Origin of the sequence: Gordonia sp. w5E2 (assembly GCF_036540975.1) — a bacterium.
GTDB lineage: Bacteria > Actinomycetota > Actinomycetes > Mycobacteriales > Mycobacteriaceae > Gordonia > Gordonia jacobaea.
The window spans coordinates 3,768,810-3,789,161 of the sequence record NZ_CP144213.1; the positions used below are offsets into that span (position 1 = coordinate 3,768,810).

Here is a 20,352-nt window from a genome sequence, read left to right on the forward strand (position 1 = left end):
GTGCTGACAGTTCTTGTGCTCGGGCGTTCAGAAGGTTGCGGCGTTGCGCGGGGCACGGCCCGCTCCGGGAGGACCTGCGAAACACTGTGCGATTGCGGCCCATTCGCGGGCGCGCTCGCCGTCGAGTTGCAGGTCGAGGTCTGCGAGTGCACGTCGCTGGGTGACGAGCTGACAGAAGTCGACGGCGGGCCCGCGCACGGTGCCGTCGACGGCGTCGGGATCATCGGGTCCCCACGTCCACAGCTCGCCCGACGGAGCGACCAGTTCGATCCGGAAGGGCTGCTGCGGCGGTGTCATCCCGTTGACCGCATACGCGAAATCACGCGTGCGGACACCGATGTGAGCGACGTGCCGGATGCTGTCGGCCGGTTCGAGTTCGACGCCGAGCGCGTCGGCGATGTCGAGTCCGTGCGCCCAGGTCTCCATCATCCGTGCGGTGGCCATCGACGCCGCAGACATCGGCGGCCCGAACCACGGGATCTTCGCGCCGTCCGGGACGTCGACGAGTGCCTGCCCCAGTGCGGCCCGCGCGGCGCGCCAGTCGTCGAGCAACTCGGCCCTGGGGCGTGCGGCGCCTTCTTCGGCGGTCACATCGGTGAAGCCGTCGATGTTGCGCATCGCCTCTGCGATTACCTCGGCGAAGGCTTCGGGGTCGGTGGCCGCGAGGAGCGCCACCTTGTCCGTCCAGTAGAGATGCGCAATCTGGTGCGCGACCGTCCACCCCGGCGCCGGAGTATCGGTGTGCCACGCAGCGTCGTCGAGCGACGACACCAGCGCGTCCAGTTCATCTCCTGCGGCGGCGAGGTCAGCCACGAGATCACCCACGATCGACATGTAAGCAGCGTCACACAGTCGACGGTAAAAAGCAATCACGCTTGCTTGTTTTTGTCATCCGGCCAGTTCGGAGGCCCTGTCATGTCCCCGACGTAGGCTTGTCGACGATGAGTATTCGACCGCCCCGCATCAGTCGGCTACCAACTCCCCACCTCGAACCGTTGAACGCGCAGGATGTCGCCGTCGGCGACGCGATCGAGGCTTCTCTGATCGCCGACACCGACCTCGCTGGCGTCGACTTCGGCGACGTCTCGCTCACGACGTGCTCCGTGGTGCGCACGTCGCTCGACGACGCCGACCTCACCGGCGTCCGCATCGTCGACAGCAGATTCGACGAGGTGAGCAGCGCACGCGTGTTCGCGCCGCGCTCGATGCTGCACAACGTGCGCATCGAGAACAGCCGAATCGGCGCGCTCGACCTCTTCGGCGGAAAGATGCGTTCGGTGATCATCTCCGACTGCAAGCTCGGCCTGGTCAACCTCAGCGGCAACGAGGCCCGCGACGTGATCTTCCGGTCGTGCGTCATCGACGAACTGGACGTCTCGGAGGCCACGTTGACGCGTGTCGCCTTCGACGACACCACCGTCGCCTCACTCGACGTCCATCGCGCCACGCTGACCGACGTCGATCTCCGCGACCTGCGCGTGAACAACGTGCGCAATCTGGGAGGGCTTGCGGGCGCGACGATCACCGCCCATCAGGCCGTCGGGCTTGCCGAGCAGTTCGCCGCCCACCTCGGTATCGCCGTCGAATAGCGCTTTCTCAGCGGAAGTGGATGTCCGCGGCGCCGACGGCGAGCAGCGTGCCGTCGGGGCCCGTCATGCGCGTCGAGAACGTCGCGATTCGACGCCCCACCTTCAACGGCTCGACGTCGACGATCACGCGACTGCCGTCGACCGGCGGTGAGCGGAAGTACGCCACCGAGAGATCGCCGACGCGATACTCCTGACCGGCACGAGCCTTCTGCTGCCCCGCGAGCGAGCACGCCGCACCGACGATGGTGCCGATCACGCCACCGTGCATGGTGCCGAACATGTTTCCCATCCATGCCTCCGTGTCGACGACGAGTCGCAGGGCGTTCGACGGCGCGCCGTCGACATCGATGGTGGCGTTGAGCAACTCGGCGAGCGGACCACGGTCACGCTCTCCGCGAGCGATCTGCGCGACGATGGTCTCGCCGTCGAGATCATCCGGAATCGGTTGTGCAAGAACAGCATCGAGCGACGCGGCGTCCGGGATATCGTGCGCCAGCTCGGCGTTGTCGAAATCGTCCGGAACGGCTCGGCCCACGGCGACGTTGCGCGCGGTGCCGACACAGAAGTCCTCGGTGCCGTCGCCGACGCGGATCTCGGTGACACCGACCTTGGCGTCGTGCATCAGCAGTTGCGCGGTGCCGGTGAGGTGGTCGGTGAGTCCTGCCCGGCCGACCGTCGACAACACCAGGCGAGCCTGCATGCACGGCGAGTCTGTGGCGCGGTGATACGGGATGCCACCGATGTGGTCGAAAAGGACCGCATACGCGGGGAGGTCGATGAGTCCGCGATGGTCGGCGAATCGTGGGCCGAGTTGCTGCTCCGCAACGACCACGCCGTCGTCGATTCGCATCGCCCCGACGCCGAACGCCGCGACCGGATCGCGCACCACACCTGTCGTCGGCACGGCTACAGCATCGTCGTGCTTGTTGTCGTTCATGCGTTCACTTCATCACCCCGCATCCCGGGGCCGGATTTCGGCCCCGGGCCGCAGGGAGTCCGATCACACTCAGATGACCCCGAGTGTTCGCAGCCCGCGCGCGTAGTTGGCGACAACTTGCGACGTGATGTGCGGGATGTCGGCGTATTCGGCCGTCGCTGTGGTCACCTGTCCCGAACGAACCGCCGCGGCGAAAAGCGGCGCGTTCACCACACCGGCGTCGACAGGTTCGACCGGCTGTGCGTAGTTGTGCAGCAGCGGGATCAATGAGTGTCGACGTTGCTTCTCCGGCAGATCGGCAAGGGCGTCGGAGAAGAGTCGGTACCAGTGGTCGTAGTCGTCGACGAGTGCGATCTCTTCGCCGGACTCGGTGAGCCAGCCGACAAACGTGTCGAGGTCGATCCCGTCGGAGTGCGGATTGACGGCGTTGTACGTGACATGACCGTCGCCGACCGCGAGAGCCGAGATAGCCGCGGCCAGGAAGTCGACGGGCAGTGCGTCGTAATGCGCTGCTCCCCGACCGCCGTCGGCGTCGAGCCGGTAGAACGACCGTGGTGCGAGGCCTGTTGCCATGACGCTCATCAGCAGGCGCGTGAACATGTCCGGGAGGTTGAGCTGGCCGAGGTCGCTGTCGTCGGCCACGATCATGTCGCATCGGAACACGCTGACGGGCAGCCCGAAACGGTCGTGCGCGTCTGCCAGCAGCACCTCCCCCGCCCACTTGCTGTTGCCGTAGCCGTTCGCGTAGCCGTCGTGTACCACGCGCGTCGCGCTGAGTTCACGAATGTCTGTGTCCTCCAACAACTCCGCGGAGCCGACCTGGTCAGCTACCCCGACGGTCGAGATGTAGACGTAAGGCTTGCGAGTCGTCGTCAACGCGAGGCGGATGAGCTCTGCTGTTCCAGAAACGTTCGGGCCGAACAACTCCCGGTAGGACAGCAGATGATTGACCAGTGCGGCCGGGTCGACGATCAGGTCGACATCGGCGGCAAGCCGGTTCCACACCTGGTCGTCGAGTCCGAGATTCGGTGAATCCTTGTCACCCGCGAGAACTGTCAGGTGGTCTGGCGCCAACCGCAAGTAGTCGGCGCGCAGCGGGCCGTCGCCGACATCGAAGACCGCGTCGAGGCGTCGCCGGGCGGTCTCGTCGTCGGAGGCACGGACCAGACAGGTCACGTGGCCGTCGACGCGTGCAACGCGCCGCAACCACTCGACGGCGAGGTATCGACCGAGGAATCCGGTTGCTCCGGTGAGTAATACCTCGCACACGGTCTCGTCGGCGGCCGGCACGCTCGACGCTCCTACCAGTGTCGCCTCGTCGAGAAAGGCGTCGACGGTGAGCTCGTCGGCACGCAGGTGCCGCTGGTCGGCGTGCACGGTGTCTGCCGTGGGGCGCGCATCGCCCTCCCGTCCGTCGATGTAGTCGGCGATGGCCGCGAGGTCGGAGGACGGACTGGTCAGCACACCGACCGAGACCTGCGCGTCGAAGATGTCGCGAAGTGTGTTCCCGAGGGTGACGGCGGTCAGCGAGTCACCACCGAGATCGGTGAACTTCGAGTGCGCAGTCACCTCATTCTCGGCGAGATCGAGTGTGGCCGAGACGATGTCGATCAGCACATCGAGCGTCGGCCTGCCCGCCGCAGATGCCCGCGCATCGCGGAGCCGATCGGCGCGAGCATGTGCGAGATGCAGGTACAGGTCTTCGAGAGCGGGACCGTACGCCTCCTTGAGGCGAGGCCGCGCGAGCTTGCGAATCCCGGTCAACAGGCCGTTGGCCTCAGAGAACGCGGTACGTTCGACGATGATGTCGCGCGGGATCTCCACCGGCGCAAGGCCGTTGCGCTCCCCGATGTCTCGGACAGCCCGCAACAGCGTCGCGTGTAGTTCCCCGTCGTCGGAAGCGGCGTCGACGGCGTCATCGGTTGGCACGACGACGGCCAGCAGGTACGGGCGTGAACTATTGCCGTACACGTAGATCTGACGGATCGGCGGTGAGGTCAGCGCGCTTTCGACGCGCGCAACCGTCACGAACTCGCCCTGCGACAACTTCAACACGTTGTTCCGACGGTCGAGGTAGACGAGCTGATCGGGTCCGGTTTCTGCCATGACGTCGCCGGTTCGATAGAAGCCCTCGTCGTCGAACATTTCCGCGGTGAGTTCCGGTCGACGATAGTAGCCGGCGAAGATGTCGGTGGTCTTGACGAGCAGTTCGCCGCGCGGGTGCGGGGTATCGGTTGTGCGATAACCGAGTTCGGGAACGTCGACGAGCATGTAGTCGAGAACCGGCGGCCGGATCACCGCCCCGTTGCGGATGACGCCACCCGCCTCGGTCGATCCATAGCCCTCGACAAGCGGAGCGTCGAGCATGCTTTCGACGAAGTCGACGACCTCGGGCGAGATCGGCGCCGAGCCGGTCACGGCGAGTTGTGCGCGTTCGAAGTAGCTGCGCCGCATCGCGGTCAGGACGTCGGCGTGCGAATCCGTCTCGGCGCCCTCGATTTCGGACAGATACTGCTGGTGCAGCATCTCCCAGATACGCGGCACGAAATGCAGTTCGGTCGGCGCGACGGCCGCGAGGTCGTCGAGGAGCTCGGACAGGTCGGGCCGCGCGGTGAAATAGGCTGTTCCGCCGTTGCCGAGCGTTCGCATGAGCGTCGCTCTGCCCATCACGTGACTCATCGGCAGAAAGTTCAGGGTGACCCAGGCGTGGTCTTCGCTCGCGGCGTATTCGTCTGTGGCACGGTCTGTTTCGAGGCCGAATCCCTGTCGGATCAACCGAAGCACTGCGTCCTGCGTGTACATTGCACCCTTCGGGGCGCCGGTGCTGCCGGAGGTGTAGATCAGCAGGGCAAGGTCGTCGGGTTGTGCCTCGACGCTCGATTGCGGCGCCGCCTGGGCGTCGTACGCCGCCGACGGCTCGTCGTCGAATTGCACGAGGTGCACTGAGATTCCGAGCGGCTCCGCTACAGCGCGCGCACTCTCGACGGCATCGAGTGCGGCTTCGGAGACGTCGAAGACGACGAGATGCGTGAGGTCGGCGCGCAAGCCCTTCTCGATCAGTGCGGTGATTCTGGACAGCGAGTTCGTCGACACCGCAAGGACTTTGGCCTCGGTCTCGTCGAGGATGTCGGCGAACACGGAATCTGCGGCCCCTGATTGCAACGGCACCTCGACAGCGTGGAGTGGACCGAGAATTGCCAGACTCACCGCCGTGTAGTCGGCGCTGGTGAACCCCAGCGTGGCGACCCGATCACCGGACTCGACACCGGCCGCGTCACACAGGAGCGATGCGACAACCGAAACCCGACTACCGAGCTCACGGAAACTTACTGTGGACCAGCGTGATTCGCGATCCGCGTCGTGGAATCCGAGCGCGGGACGGTCGGCGTACCCCTCATAGAGAACTCGAAGCGCACCCTCGACCGACATCGCCTCCAGGAGGCGGGCAGCGACGTCGGAGTCGGGGCTCTGCGCCGACACCGCGGCAGCAGGATCGGTGGATAGCTGGGTGGACATCAACAACCTCCGAACAATGGACGATAATTAGACATGCGAAGTAATACATCTCCACTGTTCTCCCCTGAATCGACGTTCTGCCACGATCGGTGAGCCATCTCACCCGCAGATGCCGCGAATCCGACACTTCTGCGCCGTATGCGCGTATCGCGTCGACCCGGGGCGCGCGGCCGCAAGTCAGTCAGAAAGTAGGGGAAGGACTCTTTCCCCGACCCCCCGACGTTTCCCCGCGCAACGTCTCGAGAAAAGGTACGAGACCCGCGGAAGGATTCCTTCCCCTACTTTCTGCACGCAGGCACCGCGGGCGGCCAGGCCCTCGCCCCACCCCAAGCGCCCCCTGCCGCCGCGGGCCGCGCGCTGGTACCGTAGATCCCAACTGTGACAGAAGGGGCTGGTGATACCAGTGGGACGAACAATTCATCGCGCTGCGCTCGCAACCGCCGTCGGACTAGCGGCAGCGTCGACGCTCCTGGCCACGGCCGGATCCGCGCACGCGGCGCCGGCGGCCGATCCGCAGATCCCGGCGTCGTCGATCTCGCAGACCCCGAACGCTGGCATCGCGACCAGCGGCGACGTCCCGTTTGCGGCGTTCGTCGCCCCGATCGCGGCGGCGTCGCCCGACCCGGACACCCTGCGCGTATGGCTCGAGCCGATGCCGGGCAACGCCTGCACCGCCGGCCTGCGCTCAGCTGTCGTCGGGTTCGAGTGGCACAACACGGCCACCAAGAAGTCCGGGACCACCACATTCCCGGCGTGCAAGGAGGGCAAGCCTGCGCTCAGCCCCGCACTACGGACCGGGCCGGGACCGATCTCGTTCACCACGAGCGTCGTCGGACGCGGCGGCGCGACCTTCACCCTGAGTCCCGGAAGCGGCACCATCTCGCGCTGACCACCACGTCGCGAGGCGTCGCCACGCGTTGGTAGACAATTTCTCGAATCTGTATACCTCGTCGTAGAACAGGTTCTAGATTTGGCGCATGGCGCAGACCGTGACTGAACTCCTGATCGACCGTGACAACGACGACTCCCTCGCGATCCTGTACGACGACAGTCGCTGGACGTGGCGCGAATACCTCGACGACGCGCGGCGCACCGCGGCCACCGTCCTCGGCCGCGCCGACACCGAGCGCCCGATGCACATCGGCGTCCTGCTCGACAACAGTCCCGCGATGCTCATCGCGCTCGCCGCAGGCGCACTCGGCGGGTACGTGACGGTCGGGATCAACAACACTCGACGCGGCGAGGCTCTCGCCAACGACATCGTGCGCGGCGACTGCCAGATCCTGCTCACCGACGCCGAGCACCTTCCACTCCTCGACGGCCTCGACCTCCCCGGAGTCGAGGTCATCAACACATCATCCGCCGAGTGGCCCCGACTTCTCGCCGACGCGGGAGAGCTGACCCCGCACTCGGTACCGACCGCGACCGACCCCTTCATGCTGATCTTCACCTCGGGCACGAGCGGCAACCCGAAGCCGGTTCAGTTGGCGCACATGCTCGTTCCCTTCGCCGGGCCGCCCCTGGCCGAGCGCTTCGGCATCACGTCCGACGACATCTGCTACCTGTCGATGCCGCTCTTCCACTCCGCAGCGCTCCTCGGAGGCTATTGCGTCGCAGCCGTTTCCGGCGCGGCGATGGTGCCCGCCAGATTCTCTGCGTCACGATTCCTCGACGACGTCCGGCGCTACGGCGTCACCTACATGAACTACGTCGGCAAACCTCTCGCCTACATCCTCGCGACTCCCGAGCAACCCGACGACGCAGACAACACACTGCGCGCCGCGTTCGGCAACGAAGCCACCGACCGCGACATCGACGACTTCGCAAGACGCTTCGACTGCCAGGTCTGGGACGGGTTCGGCTCCACCGAGTTGGCGATCATCATCACCCGCGAACCCGGAACTCCGCGCGGCTCCGTCGGCAAGGGTTTCCCAGGCGTCGCCGTCTACAACCCCGCAACCGGAACCGAATGCCCACCAGCGCAATTCGACGACACCGGTGCACTCGTCAACGCCGACGACGCGATCGGCGAGATCGTGAACACCTACGGCGCAGGCATGTTCACCGGCTACTACAACGACCCCGCGACCACGTCGGAGCGACTCCGCGACGGCATGTACTGGTCAGGCGACCTCGCCTACAAGGACGGCGACGGATGGCTCTACCTCGCGGGCCGAACCGGCGACTGGATGCGTGTCGACGGCGAGAACATGACGGCGGGCCCCATCGAGCGAATCCTTCTCCGCCTGCCTGACATCAGTCAGGTCGCCGTCTACGCGGTTCCCGACGATCAGGTTGGCGATGCGGTCATGGCTGCCGTCATTCTCACCGACGGCAGTTCCCTGGCCCCCGACGAGTTCGCGCAATTCCTTGCAGCACAGCCTGATCTGTCACCCAAAGCATGGCCTCGGTACGTCCGGATCGCCGATGACCTGCCGACGACGGCAACCAACAAGATCGTCAAACGCCAGCTCAAACACGAAGGCTTGAGCGCGGGCGACGACACCCTGTGGGTACGCGAACCGCGCGGCACGGAATACCGTGCGGCGTCGCCCGCGAGCGTGTGACATCTCGGCGGTGACACCGATGCTTGCGGAGAAGTCCATGCTCTCCGAACTCGGCTACTACGCACTCTCGAAGCATCCGGTCAGCCCTGCCAACCTCGTCGATGAGGCGAGGTTGGCGGAGCGCATCGGGCTCGGCACCGCGTTCGTGTCCGAAAGATTCAACATCAAGGATGCCGCCGTCCTCAGCGGAGCACTCGGTGCAGCGACGACCCGCATGGGAATCGCTACTGCCGCAACCAATCACAACACCAGGCATCCCATCATCACCGCCACGATGGCCGCAACCCTCACCGAGCTGACCAACAACCGGTTCGCACTCGGCCTGGGGAGGGGTATCGCCGCGCAATGGCAGATCCTCGGAATCGACGACGTGACCGGTGCACAGTTGGCCGATATCGCCGACGTGCTGCGTCGACTCTGGCGCGGCGAGATGATCGTCGGCCACGACGGCCCCGCAGGCTCCTATCCACTGCTGAATCTCGGTGTCACCGTGGCGTCCGTGCCCATTCTGCTGGTGACCATGAGCCAGCGGACTCTCGAGTTGGCAGGACGTATCGCCGACGGCGTAGTCCTGCACACCTTTCTCGACGACGCCGCGACGTCGAACGCAGTTGCCACCGTGCGCGATTCGGCCAGACGTGCGGGCCGCGATCCGGACACGATTCGGATCTGGTCGGTGTTGGCAACCGTCGGCGACGAGCTCGCGGACGAGGACCGGCTACGCAGGCTCTACGGCCGTCTCGCCACCTACCTGCAGGGCTACCCCGATGCACTGATGCGCACAAACCGCTGGAGCACAGCGGATCTCGATCGTGTTCGCGCGACGTCGGCATTCTCTGACGCCACCGGACCCATCGACGCCACCGCGACGGCCGAACAGCTCGACGAACTCGCGCAGGCGATTCCGCAACATTGGGTCGCCGACAGCGCCGTCGGGTCGTCGTCCGACCGCGCCACAGCGATAGCCAAGCAGTTCGACCTCGGCGTCGACTCTGTCATCCTGCACGGTGCGACCCCGACCGAGCTGGCGCCGGTGATCGACGCTTACCGCGCGAAGCGCCCGCCTGCCATGCGTGAGCTGCCCGCGAATCCAGGACGGATGACACCGCGGGGAGCAGGCCAGTGACCACTCACCTACCCGCCGAAATACCCACGGACATCAGCAACGTCACCCCCGACTGGCTGACCGCTCTGCTCCGCGCACGCGGCTACGACGACGCACAGGTTGTCGAAGTCGACGCAACGCCCGTCGGAACCGGACAGATGGCGAGTTCGTTTCGCCTCGCGCTGCGCTATGCAACGCCGTGCCGCCTTCCCGACACAATGGTGGCCAAGCTGGCAACGGGACCGGCCGCCCAGCGCGAGTTCGGCTCCGGCGCTTTCCGAAACGAGGTCCGCTTCTATCGCGAACTCGTCTCGACCTTCCGGGTGCCGACGCCCGCGGTATTCGCAACGATCTGTTCCGATTCGGGAAGTGAGTTCGTCTTGCTCCTCGAAGACATCGCCGACGGTCGCCAAGGCGATCAGATCGCCGGGTGCAGTGCAGACGAGGTCCGATCTGTCGCGGTTGCGGCCGCCGGGTTGCACGGTCCGCGCTGGGACGACACAACACTGCTCGACGACTTTCCCCTCCCGACGCCGGACGATTGCGACGTGATGGAGTCACTCCTCGACCCGATGACCGACGTGTTCCGTTCACGTTTCACCTTGAACGCTGCGCAGTCGTCGGTCGTCGACTGGCTCGTCCGCGACGCAGGTCCGTGGATACGAACACCTGCTGAGCACTTCGCGCTCATCCACGGCGACCTGCGCGCCGACAACGTCATGCTCCGTGGTGACGGGTCGCTGTCAATACTCGACTGGCAGACGATCACCACAGGCAATCCGCTGCGCGACATCGCTTTTCTTCTCGCGACGAGTCTCACCCCGGACGACCGCAGAGTGCATGAGCGACGCATCGTCACCGACTACCACCACGCGTTGCGCGCATGGGGCGCTGCGCTGTCGACACCCGGCAACCAGTCGAGCGTCCTCGACTACACATTCGACGACTGCTGGCGCGACTACGTCGACAACCTCATCCAGGCTCCGCTGATCATCGTCTTCGGCGCCGCAGCGGCACAACCAACCGACAGAGGTGACACGATGTTCAGTGTGATGCTCGAACGCACGGCGGCAGCCGTCGCCGATCTCGACCCGGAGCGTCTGAGATGACCAGCCTGGTAATCGGGGCGAGCGGATTCCTCGGTTCGACGCTGACGCGTCGGTTGGTCGAATCGGGCGAAGACGTACGAATCCTGGTGCGCCCCAGCAGCGACACACGCACGATCGACGACCTCGACGTCGACCGACATGTCGGGGAATTGAATCACGCAGACTCAGTCGCCGATGCGATGTCGGGGTGTACCGACGTCTATCACTGTGCCGTGGACACCCGGGCATGGCTCCTTGACCCCGCACCGCTGTACGAGACCAACGTCGAGCTCCTCCGCTCCGTACTGGAGGTTGCTGCACGTATTTCACTGCGCCGCTTTGTCTTCACCAGCACGATGGCGACGATCGGAATACCCGAGTCCGGTCTTGCGGACGAGGCCACTGAGTTCAACTGGGACCGCAGGGCAACAGACTATGTGCGGTCGCGGGTCGCCGCTGAGCGACTCGCACTCAGCTATGCGCGTGAGCACGACGTACCGCTCGTCGCGATGTGCGTCTCGAACACCTACGGCGCAGGCGATGTCGTACCCACCCCCCACGGGTCGTTCGTCGCGGGCGCCGCACTCGGGAAGCTGCCCTTCGGCATACGTGGAATGCGTTGTGAGTCGGTCGGTATCGACGATGCAGCGGACGCGCTCGTCCTCGCTGCGGAGCATGGACGCAATGGCGAACGCTACATCGTTTCGGAGCGGTCGATCGATCTCGGCGAGGTCATCCGTGTTGCAGCGACAACCGCTGGACGTGCCGCGCCCAGACCTGTGCTGGGCCGCGCCGCGCTCTATGCCGCCGGCGCGGTCGGGTCGGCGAAGTCGACACTTACCCGTACCCCGGGCAAGTTGCGCATCGGTACGGTGCGTCTGATGCACTGCATTCCAGAGATGAGCCACGACAAAGCGGTTCGCGAACTCGGATGGCAACCGCGACCGGTCACCGAGGCGATAGCCGACGGCGCACGGTACTGGATCGAGCGTGCAGAGCAGCGTCGACGCCGCGCCGGCGAGCCCACCGAGCGACCGGCATGAGCGCCGCTCCGCGGAATTCGGGCATCAGCACAGGTACGCGACGATCGCCTCGACAAGTCCACGACGCCCCGCCTCGACGTCGGTGTAGGTCGACAGATTCGATTCCGACCACAACCCTCGCAGGGCACCTGGCAGAAATGACTGCACCCGTTGCGATTTGGTCGCGTCGACGTCGAGTCCGTCGAAGAAGCGCGCATACGCCGCCGCCCACCGCTGCTCCCATGCCGCCATAGCCGCCGCCGTTGCGGGATAAGATTTTTCGAGAGCCGAGGGGTCGCCCGGAAGCATCTGCCGCAGGTTTTCCACCGCGCGTCCCTCCCTGGCCGCGAGTGCGCGCCAGAATCGCTCGACCATGATCTCGATCCGCTCGGGCGCCGACATCGTGGCGTCGAGCGGATCGGGTGCAGGCTGCCAGACGTCGACGATGTGGTCGAGCACCGCGGCCCACAGTCCGTCGACGTCTCCGAACTGGTGCTGCATGGTCCCCCAGGTGACACCCGCCTGTCTCGCAACGAGATTCGCGCTCACCGGGTCTCCGCCACGGGCTGCGGCGAGCGCGTCGATCGCGGCGTCGATCACCTGTCTGCGGGTCTCGATACCCCGCTTGTTCAGCCGCGTCCCTTTGGCACTGACAACCATCTTTCGAATACTAGCGAATTCGACGGCCTCACCTCGGCCACGAAATCACGATCACATAGATCTATCTATGTCTTTCCCGGATCGCCACACCTCATAGAGCCCTGTATGACACTATTCGCTCAATGTGACCCCGGCCACATTGCACTTCGTTAGTCACCTGAGCCTTCTGCGGTGATCCGCCGGCTCAGCCCACCTCGAGATGAGGAAATCACATGAGTAAGAAGCGGACTCTCCTGACCGCGATCCTCGGCCTGCTCGGCGTCGTCTGTCTCGTCGTCGCGGCACTTCTGCCGACCGTCATCCGCAGCAACACCGCGCTGTTCCCCACCAATCTCGACCGCACCGCGGTACTGGCTGGTCAGGGCACACTCATCGACAGGGCATCGTTCACCACGGCAACGCCGGTCGCCACCACCGCCGACGTGCCCATCGAGATCATCACGCGTAACCAAAGCTCACCCGGTGCAACCGACGACACGGCGGCCACCACGACCACGGTGACCAGTCGCCGGTCCGACGTGGCAGGCCAGGCGGGAGTGTTCGGACTCGATACGTTGGCGGGCACGATCGATCGCACGACATACAAGGTCGCGTCGAGTCCCGAACCGACCCTGATCACCGCGCCTGCGACAACACCGTCGAACGAGTCCAGTTATGCCGGAACACTGTTCACCTTCCCCATCGGCACGGACAAGTCGGACCACACGCTCTATGAGCTCCGCGGGCACACCCCGATCACCATGAAGTACGTCAACGACACACGAGAGATCAACGGCGTCAAGACCTATCACTTCCGTGGCGAGGTCACAGGGGTGGACACCACACAGACGCACGGCGTCAACCAGCAGACTCAGATCACCATGCCCGCATTCAAGTGGGGCATCCCCGGCGGAGCCACGGAGCCGGTCACCATGAAGCTCTTCTACAGCAACACCCGCGACATGTGGGTCGAGCCGACGAGCGGCACCACCGTCGACACACACACCACCCCGCACGCGTATTACGCACGGTCAGCCGATGATTCGTTCAAGGTCGACGCGATCAACGCCGACCTACGATTCGACGACGCCACACTGACGGCGCTCGCCAACGACGCCAGGGACGCGCGTCAGACTCTGCGCACGACGTTCTTCTGGACGCCGATCGCACTGGGGATCGTCGGACTCCTTCTTCTCGTCCTCGCGGCCGTGGTCTATCTGCGTCGCCCGCGCAGGACTTACGACGATCCGCAATCGCACGGTCCCACCGCAACCGAACCGCCGCTCGTCGGTTCCGCGAACTGATCTCGTAGATGCCGAGTTGGTATGGGGTTTGTGCCGCAATCGGGCGCAAACCCCATACCGATCTTCTCGACACACTCACTCGGAGAGCAGACCGGCCAACTCCGCCAAACTGTATGGCTCCGTGTCTTTATGGTCGCGGTAGGCGACAAACGTCGGCTGGTGCGGATCGTATCGACCGATGAAACCCCCCGACGCCGTGAAGATCTGGCCGGTGATCTTGGCGGCGGCATCGCTCGCGAGGAATGTGTAGAGCTGGGCAACGTATTCCGGCGGTGCCGGATCGAGCGCCGCGTCGCGGGTGAAGTCGTCCAGTATGCCTCTCGCATGCAGGCTTTCGATGTGTCTGACGTAGTCCGGTCCCGACGACAGTCTCGACTTCGCTCCGGGCATCACGACATTGACGCGCACTCCGGAACTCATCAGATCGCCCGACGCGGCGAGCGCGAGAGCGTTCACGCCGCCTTTCGCCGCGGGATAGCCACTTCCGCCGAACGTTCCCAACGACGCGGCCGAGCCGGTCAACACGATCGATCCCGACCGCTGTCCGACGAAAACCCGTGCAGCAGACTGAGTCAGGAAGAAGGCGCTCATCAGATGCGCGTCGACCTGCTCGCGGAACTCGGCGGGCGTGATGGTCAGAATCGTCGACCCCGCGGGTTCGGCTATGCCGGCACAGTTGACGGCGATGTCGAGTGCGCCGAACGCATCGAGTGCCGCCGTAACCATGCGCTCGGCGACGCCCTCGTCGCCCGCTGACCCGCAGACACCCACCGCGTAGCCACCGCCACCCGTGATCTCGGCGACCGTGTCGTCGACGGCTCTCGCGTCGCGGCCATTCACCACCAGCGAGACCCCGCGCCCTGCAAGGGCATACGCGACGTTCAGACCGATCCCCCGCGTCGAGCCCGCGATGATCGCGACGCGCCCGGACAGGTGCGCGTCGATCGGGACGTCGGCCGCCATCAGATCTCGATAGCGCAGTGCGCGACCATCAGACCGGACTGCCGATCGGAGTGATAGGTAGTGACCGACCCCTATCGACGAACTCCCATGCGGCACCGGAACTGAATCGTGCGATGGCCACCTCGCCGGACTCCGACCGTTCGTCGTCGGTGAGCGCGAACGTGACCTCAAGGGCGTGGCCGGTGTCGGTGACGGCCTCGACGTTCCAGTGCGCGTCGACACCCGTGGCGATCGCCTGCAGTGGTTCGAGGTGCTCGGCGTCGAACAGTGTGAGCCAACCGCCATCGGATCGTGCGTCGGACTCATGCGGAATGGCCAGTACGACACCATCTCCGACGACCCGCGCCGTCACGCCGGTGTACTGCACGGGTCCGAGCACGGGGATCAGCGAGATCACGGTGGCCAAACCCTGCGCGTCGGGGGCGAGCGCCAATGCGCTGCGCAGTCGATCTGCCGCCAGGCCGGCGATACCGGTCAGCTGTTTGCGATAGATCTCGTCAACCTGTTCGGGGCTGTCGGCATAGCGACGCAATGACACGAGGAAGCCAAGGGCGAGCAACTGATGCTGCAGCGCAACCTCTTCCGCGATCCGGACGAGCGCGGTATGCGACCATTCGCGGAACTGGAGGTCGTCACACAGGTCTCCGCGATAGTCGACGCGCCCGTCCGTCGCGGTCGTGTCGATCGCGCTCAACTCGACGGATGCCGCTCGTCTGGTGAACATCTCCTCGGCGTCGGGTGGCAGTGGAAGCTCGTCGCGTTCTGGTTCGATTGTCACGGTCCATGCGCAGTGCGGGTGTTGGTCGGCCGGCCTGCGAGGCGGCCGGTGAATGGGCCTGATCCGCGCCCGACGATTCGTCGCGATGGCGGTGGCGTCGAAGGTCGGGTCCTCGATGTCGTGACACATCGCGGTCACGTAGTCGTCGCCGAGCGGCTCGACATCCATCAGTGCCCCACAGTGATTGAGCACGAAGGAGCCGTGGTACTCGTCGTCGATCTCGTAGCGGAAGTCCATGAACTGCGGCGGCGCACCGATGTCGAGTTGCAGGCATTTGAACATGTCGGCAACACCGTCGCCATCGACGCAGAGCGCGTCCCGCATGCGATGGGTGTAGACGGGGCTCGCGGCCATCCACTCCTCAATGGCGATCTGCGCCATTGTCTCCCGACCGAAAGCACTGATGAGATGGGCCATTCCGCTGCGGTCGATCAACTGACCGGACAGCAGGAGTTCAGGCACGATCGTCGCGAGTTGCGGAGCGGTGAGATCCGAGTACGTGCGGGCTGTTGACATCTCGTGAATCACCAGAACTCGACGGGCGCCTTGCCGAACGGATACCAGCCGGGCTGGTCGCCGGTGGCCTTTTCGATCCGCTTGAGCATCCCGTCGCTCATCGCGTTCTCCTTCAGCAGTTCGATGAACAGCGCCGACACATTGCCGTAGTCGAAGAAGTCACGCTGCCAACGGAATTGGAAGTTTCCGCCGTATTTGAACCAGCTTCCCTGAATGCCTTCGAGTGCGTACGGGGTCCCGTCCTCACGCTTACGGTCGTAGACCTGCTTCCACAGGCCGATCATCGAACCGGTGCGGTCGTCGATCACCCATTCCTGATACGGATAGGTCCACCCTTCGAGACCCTCCATCTCCTGACCGAGCGCGATCTCGCGGATCTCATCGCGGCCGACGGCCATGAAGTCCTTGTCCGGACCATAGTTCCAACCGTAGGTGGCGTCCTCGGTATAGAAGTCGGCCAGCGGTTTCCAGTCACCGGCCTGCTCGGCGACGATGTTCGCCTCGAGCCACCGTTCCTTCATCTCTTCGAGCTCTGCACGGTCGAATGCCATGACGTCACCTCTCGTTCGCTGTTCTTCAGGCACTGCTGTGTTCTCAAGTCGCTGTGTTCTCGGGTCGCGCTGTGTTCTCACGCTGTGCTGCGCTTCTCACGCCCTGCTGTCTTCGACGATCCGCAGGGCCTGGGTGGGGCAGTACTGCACGGCGGCTTCCACCTCGGCGCGTTTGCTCTCGTCGGGCTGTGGTTCGAGGATGTCGACGTGATCGACCTCGGCCTCGAACACGTCCGGTGCCTCCATCTGACACATGCCGTGCCCCTGGCAGATGTCGAGGTCGACCTCGATGCGCATGTCGCCCTCCTACTTCTGCCGTCTGCGGTAGCGCACCCGGCACGGCTGTGCGAGTTGCACCACCATCTTCGAGTGGTCGTTGCGGTAGGAATCCGACGGCTGGGACATCTCGAACTCGTAGTTCTGAAACAGCACCGAGAAGATCGCCTTGAGTTGCATGATCGCGAATTGTGCGCCCACGCAACGGTGTCGGCCGGCGCCGAAGGGAATCCACGTCCAGCGGTTGGCGAGATCTTCCTGACGCGGCTTCACATAACGGTCGGGGTCGAAGGCGTCGGGCTCGGGAAAATCGTCGGGCAATCGATTCGATACCGCGGGCGATACCGCAATCGTCTGCCCCGCACGAACTTCGAAGTCGTCGACCTGAAAGTCCTGCTGCACCAGGCGCATCAGGATGATCAGCGGCGGGTGCAGGCGCAGCGACTCCTTGAGCGCGTTCTCGAGCTGCGGCATCTGCCTGGTGTGAGCGAAGGTGTACTCCGGTCGCTCGCCCGCCGGTGTGTCGCGGTAGATCTCGTCGAGTTCGTCGTAGACGCGCTGCATGTAGTCGGGGTTGCGCAACAGTTCGATCAGGGTCCATGCGGCGGTGCCCTGTGTGGTGTGGTGACCCGCGAACATCATCGAAATAAACATCCCGGTGATGGTGTCGGCGTCGAAGCCCACCTGGATGAGCACGTCCATGAGGTCGCGATCATCCTTGTCCTCATCGGAGCTGTCATCGCGGCGCGCAATGCGCTCGTTCATGATGCTCTGGATGAAGTCGACGAGCTCCGCCCGCGCGGAGTCGCGCTTGCGGAAGCTCTCGATGTCGGCGTGCATGTCGACGTAGGCGATCGGGTCGGTGCCCTTCTCGAGGTCGTGGAACAACTCCGAGACCCGCTTGTCGAGTTGTTCACGGAACTTGCGGCCGATCAGACACGCCGACGAGGTGTAGAGCGTCAGTTCACCGAAGAACTCCAGCAGATCGATCTCGCCTTCGTCACCCCACCGGGCGATGATGCGTTCGACCTCGTTGGGAATCGTCACCGCGTGCTGCTTCATGTGCGGGCCCTTGAGCGCCGCGTTGTGGATCGCTTTGGATCGCTCCTCCGGACTCGCGTCGAAGACGACTCCCTCACCGAAAACCGGTGTCATGAAGGGATATGCCGCCGCTTGGTCGAGGTCCTCCTCGGGTGCGCGGAAGAAGTCCTCGTTGGCCGCGGCACCTGACACCAGCACCACCTCGCGGTCGGCGAGCTGGAACTGCCCGACGTCTCCGCACTCGTCGCGCACGCGCCAGAACAGTCCGATCGGGTCGGCTGCCAGTTCGTCGAGGTGTCCGTGCTCTCCGTCGCCACCGGACACTCGTTTCGGTGTCGTCAGTGTGCTCATTTCGTGCCTCCGGTCGTCTGGTCTCCGGTCATGTCTGCTCCCCCACCGCTCTTGTTGCGGGGGATGGCGCCCTCGGCCTCGACCTCGACGACGCGCATGTGCGCACCGCGCGGCATGCCGACGATCGCCGAGATCGCCTGGGCAATATGTTCTGGTGCAAGGAAATTGCCGTGTCTGGCAAGTCCGTGGGTGATCCACGAGTTGAGCATCTTCTCCATCACCTCGGGCGCGAGATTGAAACCCATGCCGGTGATGGTCTGGCCCGGACGGACGATGCTGGCGCGGACGCCCGTGCCCTCGAGTTCGAGTTGCGCTGTGGCAACCAAACCGTCGACGCCCGTCTTCGCCGCGACATAGGCCGACGACCATGGCCGTGGACGCACCGCGACGTCGGATCCGATGAAGACGAAATCGCCACGGCCGCGGTCGATCATCCCGGGGACGATGTTCCGATAGAGCCGATGTGCACCCACGAGGTGAATGTCGACCTGAGACGCGAAATCCGTTTCGCTCATCTCATAGGAGAGCCCGACGTCGAGGTCGCCGGCTCCGGCAACCGCGATCTCGATCGGACCTAGCGCTGCTTGGGCTTTCGCGACGCAGTCACGCACCGACGCGTCGTCGGTGACGTCGAGTGGGACGGCGACCGCCTCGCCACCGGCACCCGAGATCATGTCGGCGAGCTCCTGCAGCTTGTCGACACGTCGAGCAGCCAAGGCGACGGGATAGCCTGCGGCGGCGAGGTATTCGGCCGTCGCGGCCCCGATTCCCGACGACGCCCCCGCAATCAGTACGGGCCGACGCTCCGGATGAGGTATGTGTGCCATCAGCGCACCGTCACCTTCACCGGGAGTGACGCGAACCCGCGCACGTTCACCGAGTGCACACGTTCGGCATTGGAGATGTCGATGTCGACCGAGCGAATCGACCGAACAACCTCGGCGAGACCGATATTCGCCTCGAGCCGCGCGAGATGCGCGCCGAGGCAGAAGTGTGCTCCCATACCGAAACTCATCAATGCCGGGCTGCAGTCACGGCCGATGCGGTACGACGACGCGTCGTCGAATACATTCTCGTCGCGGTTCGCCGAGCCGACGAGGAGTAGTACCCGCTGCCCTTCTGGAATGACCTGCCCACCGTAGGTGACGTCTCCAGCGACTCTGCGCAGCACCATCTGGGTCGAATTGTCGTAGCGCAGTGTCTCTTCGGTCCACTGCGGCACCGCTTCGGGATCTGCGAGCACCTTGGCGAGCTCATCAGGATTGCGCCAGCCCCAGTACAGCGCGTTGGCAAGCAGTTTGGTGGTCGTCTCGTTGCCGGCGACCACCATGAGGACCATGAATCCGACGATCTCGTCCTCGGTCAGTGTGGTCTTCTCGCCGGTCTCGTCGTCGTCGATCTCGGCGGTGATGAGCGCGGAGACGAGGTCGTCGCCGAGGTTGCTGCGCCGCTCGGCGATGAGCGCGGAGTAGTACTTGTGCAACTCGAGGTAGGCGTAGACGGCCGCCTCGGGGATGTCGAGGACACCCTCCTCGCGGTGGAGCAACAGGTCGGACTGCTTCCGCAGGTACGCGCGGTCGGATTCGGGAACACCGAGCATTTCCGATACGACGTCCATCGGGAGCAGTCCGGCGAAGTCGGCGACGTAATCGAACTCGCCCTTGTCGAGGCACGAACTCCAATGATGGTGTGTCAGTGCGGTGATCCGGCCGGCGAGATCGTTGACCCGGCGCGGGGTGAAGCCCTTCGATACGAGTTTGCGGATTCGCATGTGCTTGGGATCGTCCATGGCGAGAAACGACATCGACTTGTGTGCGTCCGGTCCGTACGACGAGGGGTCCATCGACACGCCCCACGCGTTGGACAGATTTGTGCTGTCGCGGAATGCGTTTCGCACATCGTCGTGACCGGCAAGCGCCCAGAAATCCAGGTCCGAGTTGTAGTACACCGGCGCCTGCTCGCGCAGTCGTGCGTACGTCGGGTACGGATCCTCGTGGAAGTCGTAGGCATAGGGATCGAAAGGAATCTGCTGCTGCATCCCCGCGACCATTGCGGTCTCGGTCATCGATGAACCTCCATTGACGGTATGTGCATGTCGAGGGCGTGCCT

General features: G+C 64.7%; 18 protein-coding genes. 7 read left to right on the top strand and 11 right to left on the bottom strand.

Going from position 1 to position 20,352, the window contains the following annotated elements; all coding sequences use genetic code 11:
* Positions 1-27 precede the first annotated feature (27 nt).
* Positions 28-834, bottom strand: a complete 807-nt coding sequence (locus tag RND64_RS16990; RefSeq protein ID WP_049698770.1) for a TIGR03084 family metal-binding protein — start codon at positions 832-834, stop codon at positions 28-30.
* Between the two features lie 107 nt (positions 835-941).
* Here RND64_RS16990 and RND64_RS16995 point away from each other — a divergent pair, with 107 nt between their 5' ends.
* The gene (locus RND64_RS16995) at positions 942-1,589 is read left to right on the top strand and encodes a pentapeptide repeat-containing protein (protein WP_049698769.1); all 648 of its coding nucleotides are present in this window, start codon (positions 942-944) and stop codon (positions 1,587-1,589) included.
* Between the two features lie 7 nt (positions 1,590-1,596).
* Here RND64_RS16995 and RND64_RS17000 read toward each other — a convergent pair whose 3' ends face one another.
* Positions 1,597-2,526, bottom strand: a complete 930-nt coding sequence (locus tag RND64_RS17000) for a PaaI family thioesterase (protein ID WP_049698768.1) — start codon at positions 2,524-2,526, stop codon at positions 1,597-1,599.
* Between the two features lie 69 nt (positions 2,527-2,595).
* Positions 2,596-6,042, bottom strand: a complete 3,447-nt coding sequence (gene car, locus RND64_RS17005; RefSeq protein ID WP_049698767.1) for a carboxylic acid reductase — start codon at positions 6,040-6,042, stop codon at positions 2,596-2,598.
* 403 nt (positions 6,043-6,445) lie between these two features.
* Between car and RND64_RS17010 the strand changes: the two genes are divergently transcribed.
* From RND64_RS17010 to RND64_RS17030, 5 genes are all read left to right on the top strand, one after another.
* Positions 6,446-6,931: a hypothetical protein gene (locus RND64_RS17010; protein ID WP_235434340.1), complete on the top strand. Its 486-nt coding sequence runs from the start codon at positions 6,446-6,448 to the stop codon at positions 6,929-6,931.
* An 88-nt stretch (positions 6,932-7,019) separates the two neighbouring features.
* Positions 7,020-8,609 carry a fatty-acid--CoA ligase FadD1 gene (fadD1, locus tag RND64_RS17015; RefSeq protein ID WP_049698765.1) on the top strand — a complete coding sequence of 530 codons (1,590 nt, stop codon included), beginning with the start codon at positions 7,020-7,022 and terminating at the stop codon, positions 8,607-8,609.
* Between the two features lie 19 nt (positions 8,610-8,628).
* On the top strand, positions 8,629-9,735 hold the full coding sequence (locus tag RND64_RS17020) for a TIGR03857 family LLM class F420-dependent oxidoreductase (RefSeq protein ID WP_049699023.1): 1,107 nt from the start codon (positions 8,629-8,631) through the stop codon (positions 9,733-9,735).
* On the top strand, positions 9,732-10,823 hold the full coding sequence (locus RND64_RS17025; RefSeq protein WP_049698764.1) for a phosphotransferase family protein: 1,092 nt from the start codon (positions 9,732-9,734) through the stop codon (positions 10,821-10,823). Before RND64_RS17020 ends, RND64_RS17025 begins: the two co-directional genes overlap by 4 nt.
* A complete protein-coding gene (locus RND64_RS17030) occupies positions 10,820-11,845 on the top strand; it encodes an NAD-dependent epimerase/dehydratase family protein (protein WP_049698763.1) in 1,026 nt (341 codons plus the stop codon). Before RND64_RS17025 ends, RND64_RS17030 begins: the two co-directional genes overlap by 4 nt.
* A 24-nt stretch (positions 11,846-11,869) precedes the next feature.
* On the opposite strand, the gene RND64_RS17035 is transcribed toward RND64_RS17030, so the two are convergent.
* Complete coding sequence (locus RND64_RS17035) at positions 11,870-12,484, bottom strand: TetR family transcriptional regulator (protein ID WP_049698762.1); 615 nt, start codon at positions 12,482-12,484, stop codon at positions 11,870-11,872.
* Positions 12,485-12,696: 212 nt separating this feature from the next.
* Between RND64_RS17035 and RND64_RS17040 the strand changes: the two genes are divergently transcribed.
* Positions 12,697-13,767 (top strand): porin PorA family protein, encoded by a 1,071-nt coding sequence (locus RND64_RS17040; protein WP_049698761.1) that lies wholly within the window; start codon positions 12,697-12,699, stop codon positions 13,765-13,767.
* A 75-nt stretch (positions 13,768-13,842) separates the two neighbouring features.
* Here the strand turns inward: RND64_RS17040 and RND64_RS17045 are convergent, their stop codons facing one another.
* The 7 genes from RND64_RS17045 to RND64_RS17075 all read right to left on the bottom strand — a co-directional run bounded on the left by RND64_RS17045 (position 13,843) and on the right by RND64_RS17075 (position 20,308).
* Entirely contained in the window at positions 13,843-14,730 is an 888-nt protein-coding gene (locus tag RND64_RS17045; RefSeq protein ID WP_049698760.1) for an SDR family NAD(P)-dependent oxidoreductase, read from the bottom strand.
* 28 nt (positions 14,731-14,758) lie between these two features.
* Positions 14,759-16,024 (bottom strand): hypothetical protein, encoded by a 1,266-nt coding sequence (locus tag RND64_RS17050; protein ID WP_049699022.1) that lies wholly within the window; start codon positions 16,022-16,024, stop codon positions 14,759-14,761.
* 8 nt (positions 16,025-16,032) lie between these two features.
* Positions 16,033-16,575 carry a nuclear transport factor 2 family protein gene (locus tag RND64_RS17055; protein ID WP_049698759.1) on the bottom strand — a complete coding sequence of 181 codons (543 nt, stop codon included), beginning with the start codon at positions 16,573-16,575 and terminating at the stop codon, positions 16,033-16,035.
* A gap of 96 nt (positions 16,576-16,671) precedes the next feature.
* Positions 16,672-16,872 carry a ferredoxin gene (locus tag RND64_RS17060; RefSeq protein ID WP_049698758.1) on the bottom strand — a complete coding sequence of 67 codons (201 nt, stop codon included), beginning with the start codon at positions 16,870-16,872 and terminating at the stop codon, positions 16,672-16,674.
* Between the two features lie 9 nt (positions 16,873-16,881).
* Positions 16,882-18,243, bottom strand: coding sequence for a cytochrome P450 (locus RND64_RS17065; protein ID WP_049698757.1), 1,362 nt, complete (start codon positions 18,241-18,243; stop codon positions 16,882-16,884).
* Positions 18,240-19,070: an SDR family oxidoreductase gene (locus RND64_RS17070; protein ID WP_049698756.1), complete on the bottom strand. Its 831-nt coding sequence runs from the start codon at positions 19,068-19,070 to the stop codon at positions 18,240-18,242. The genes RND64_RS17065 and RND64_RS17070 overlap by 4 nt, the downstream gene beginning before the upstream one ends.
* Positions 19,070-20,308, bottom strand: coding sequence for a cytochrome P450 (locus RND64_RS17075; protein ID WP_049698755.1), 1,239 nt, complete (start codon positions 20,306-20,308; stop codon positions 19,070-19,072). Before RND64_RS17075 ends, RND64_RS17070 begins: the two co-directional genes overlap by 1 nt.
* Positions 20,309-20,352: the final 44 nt, after the last annotated feature.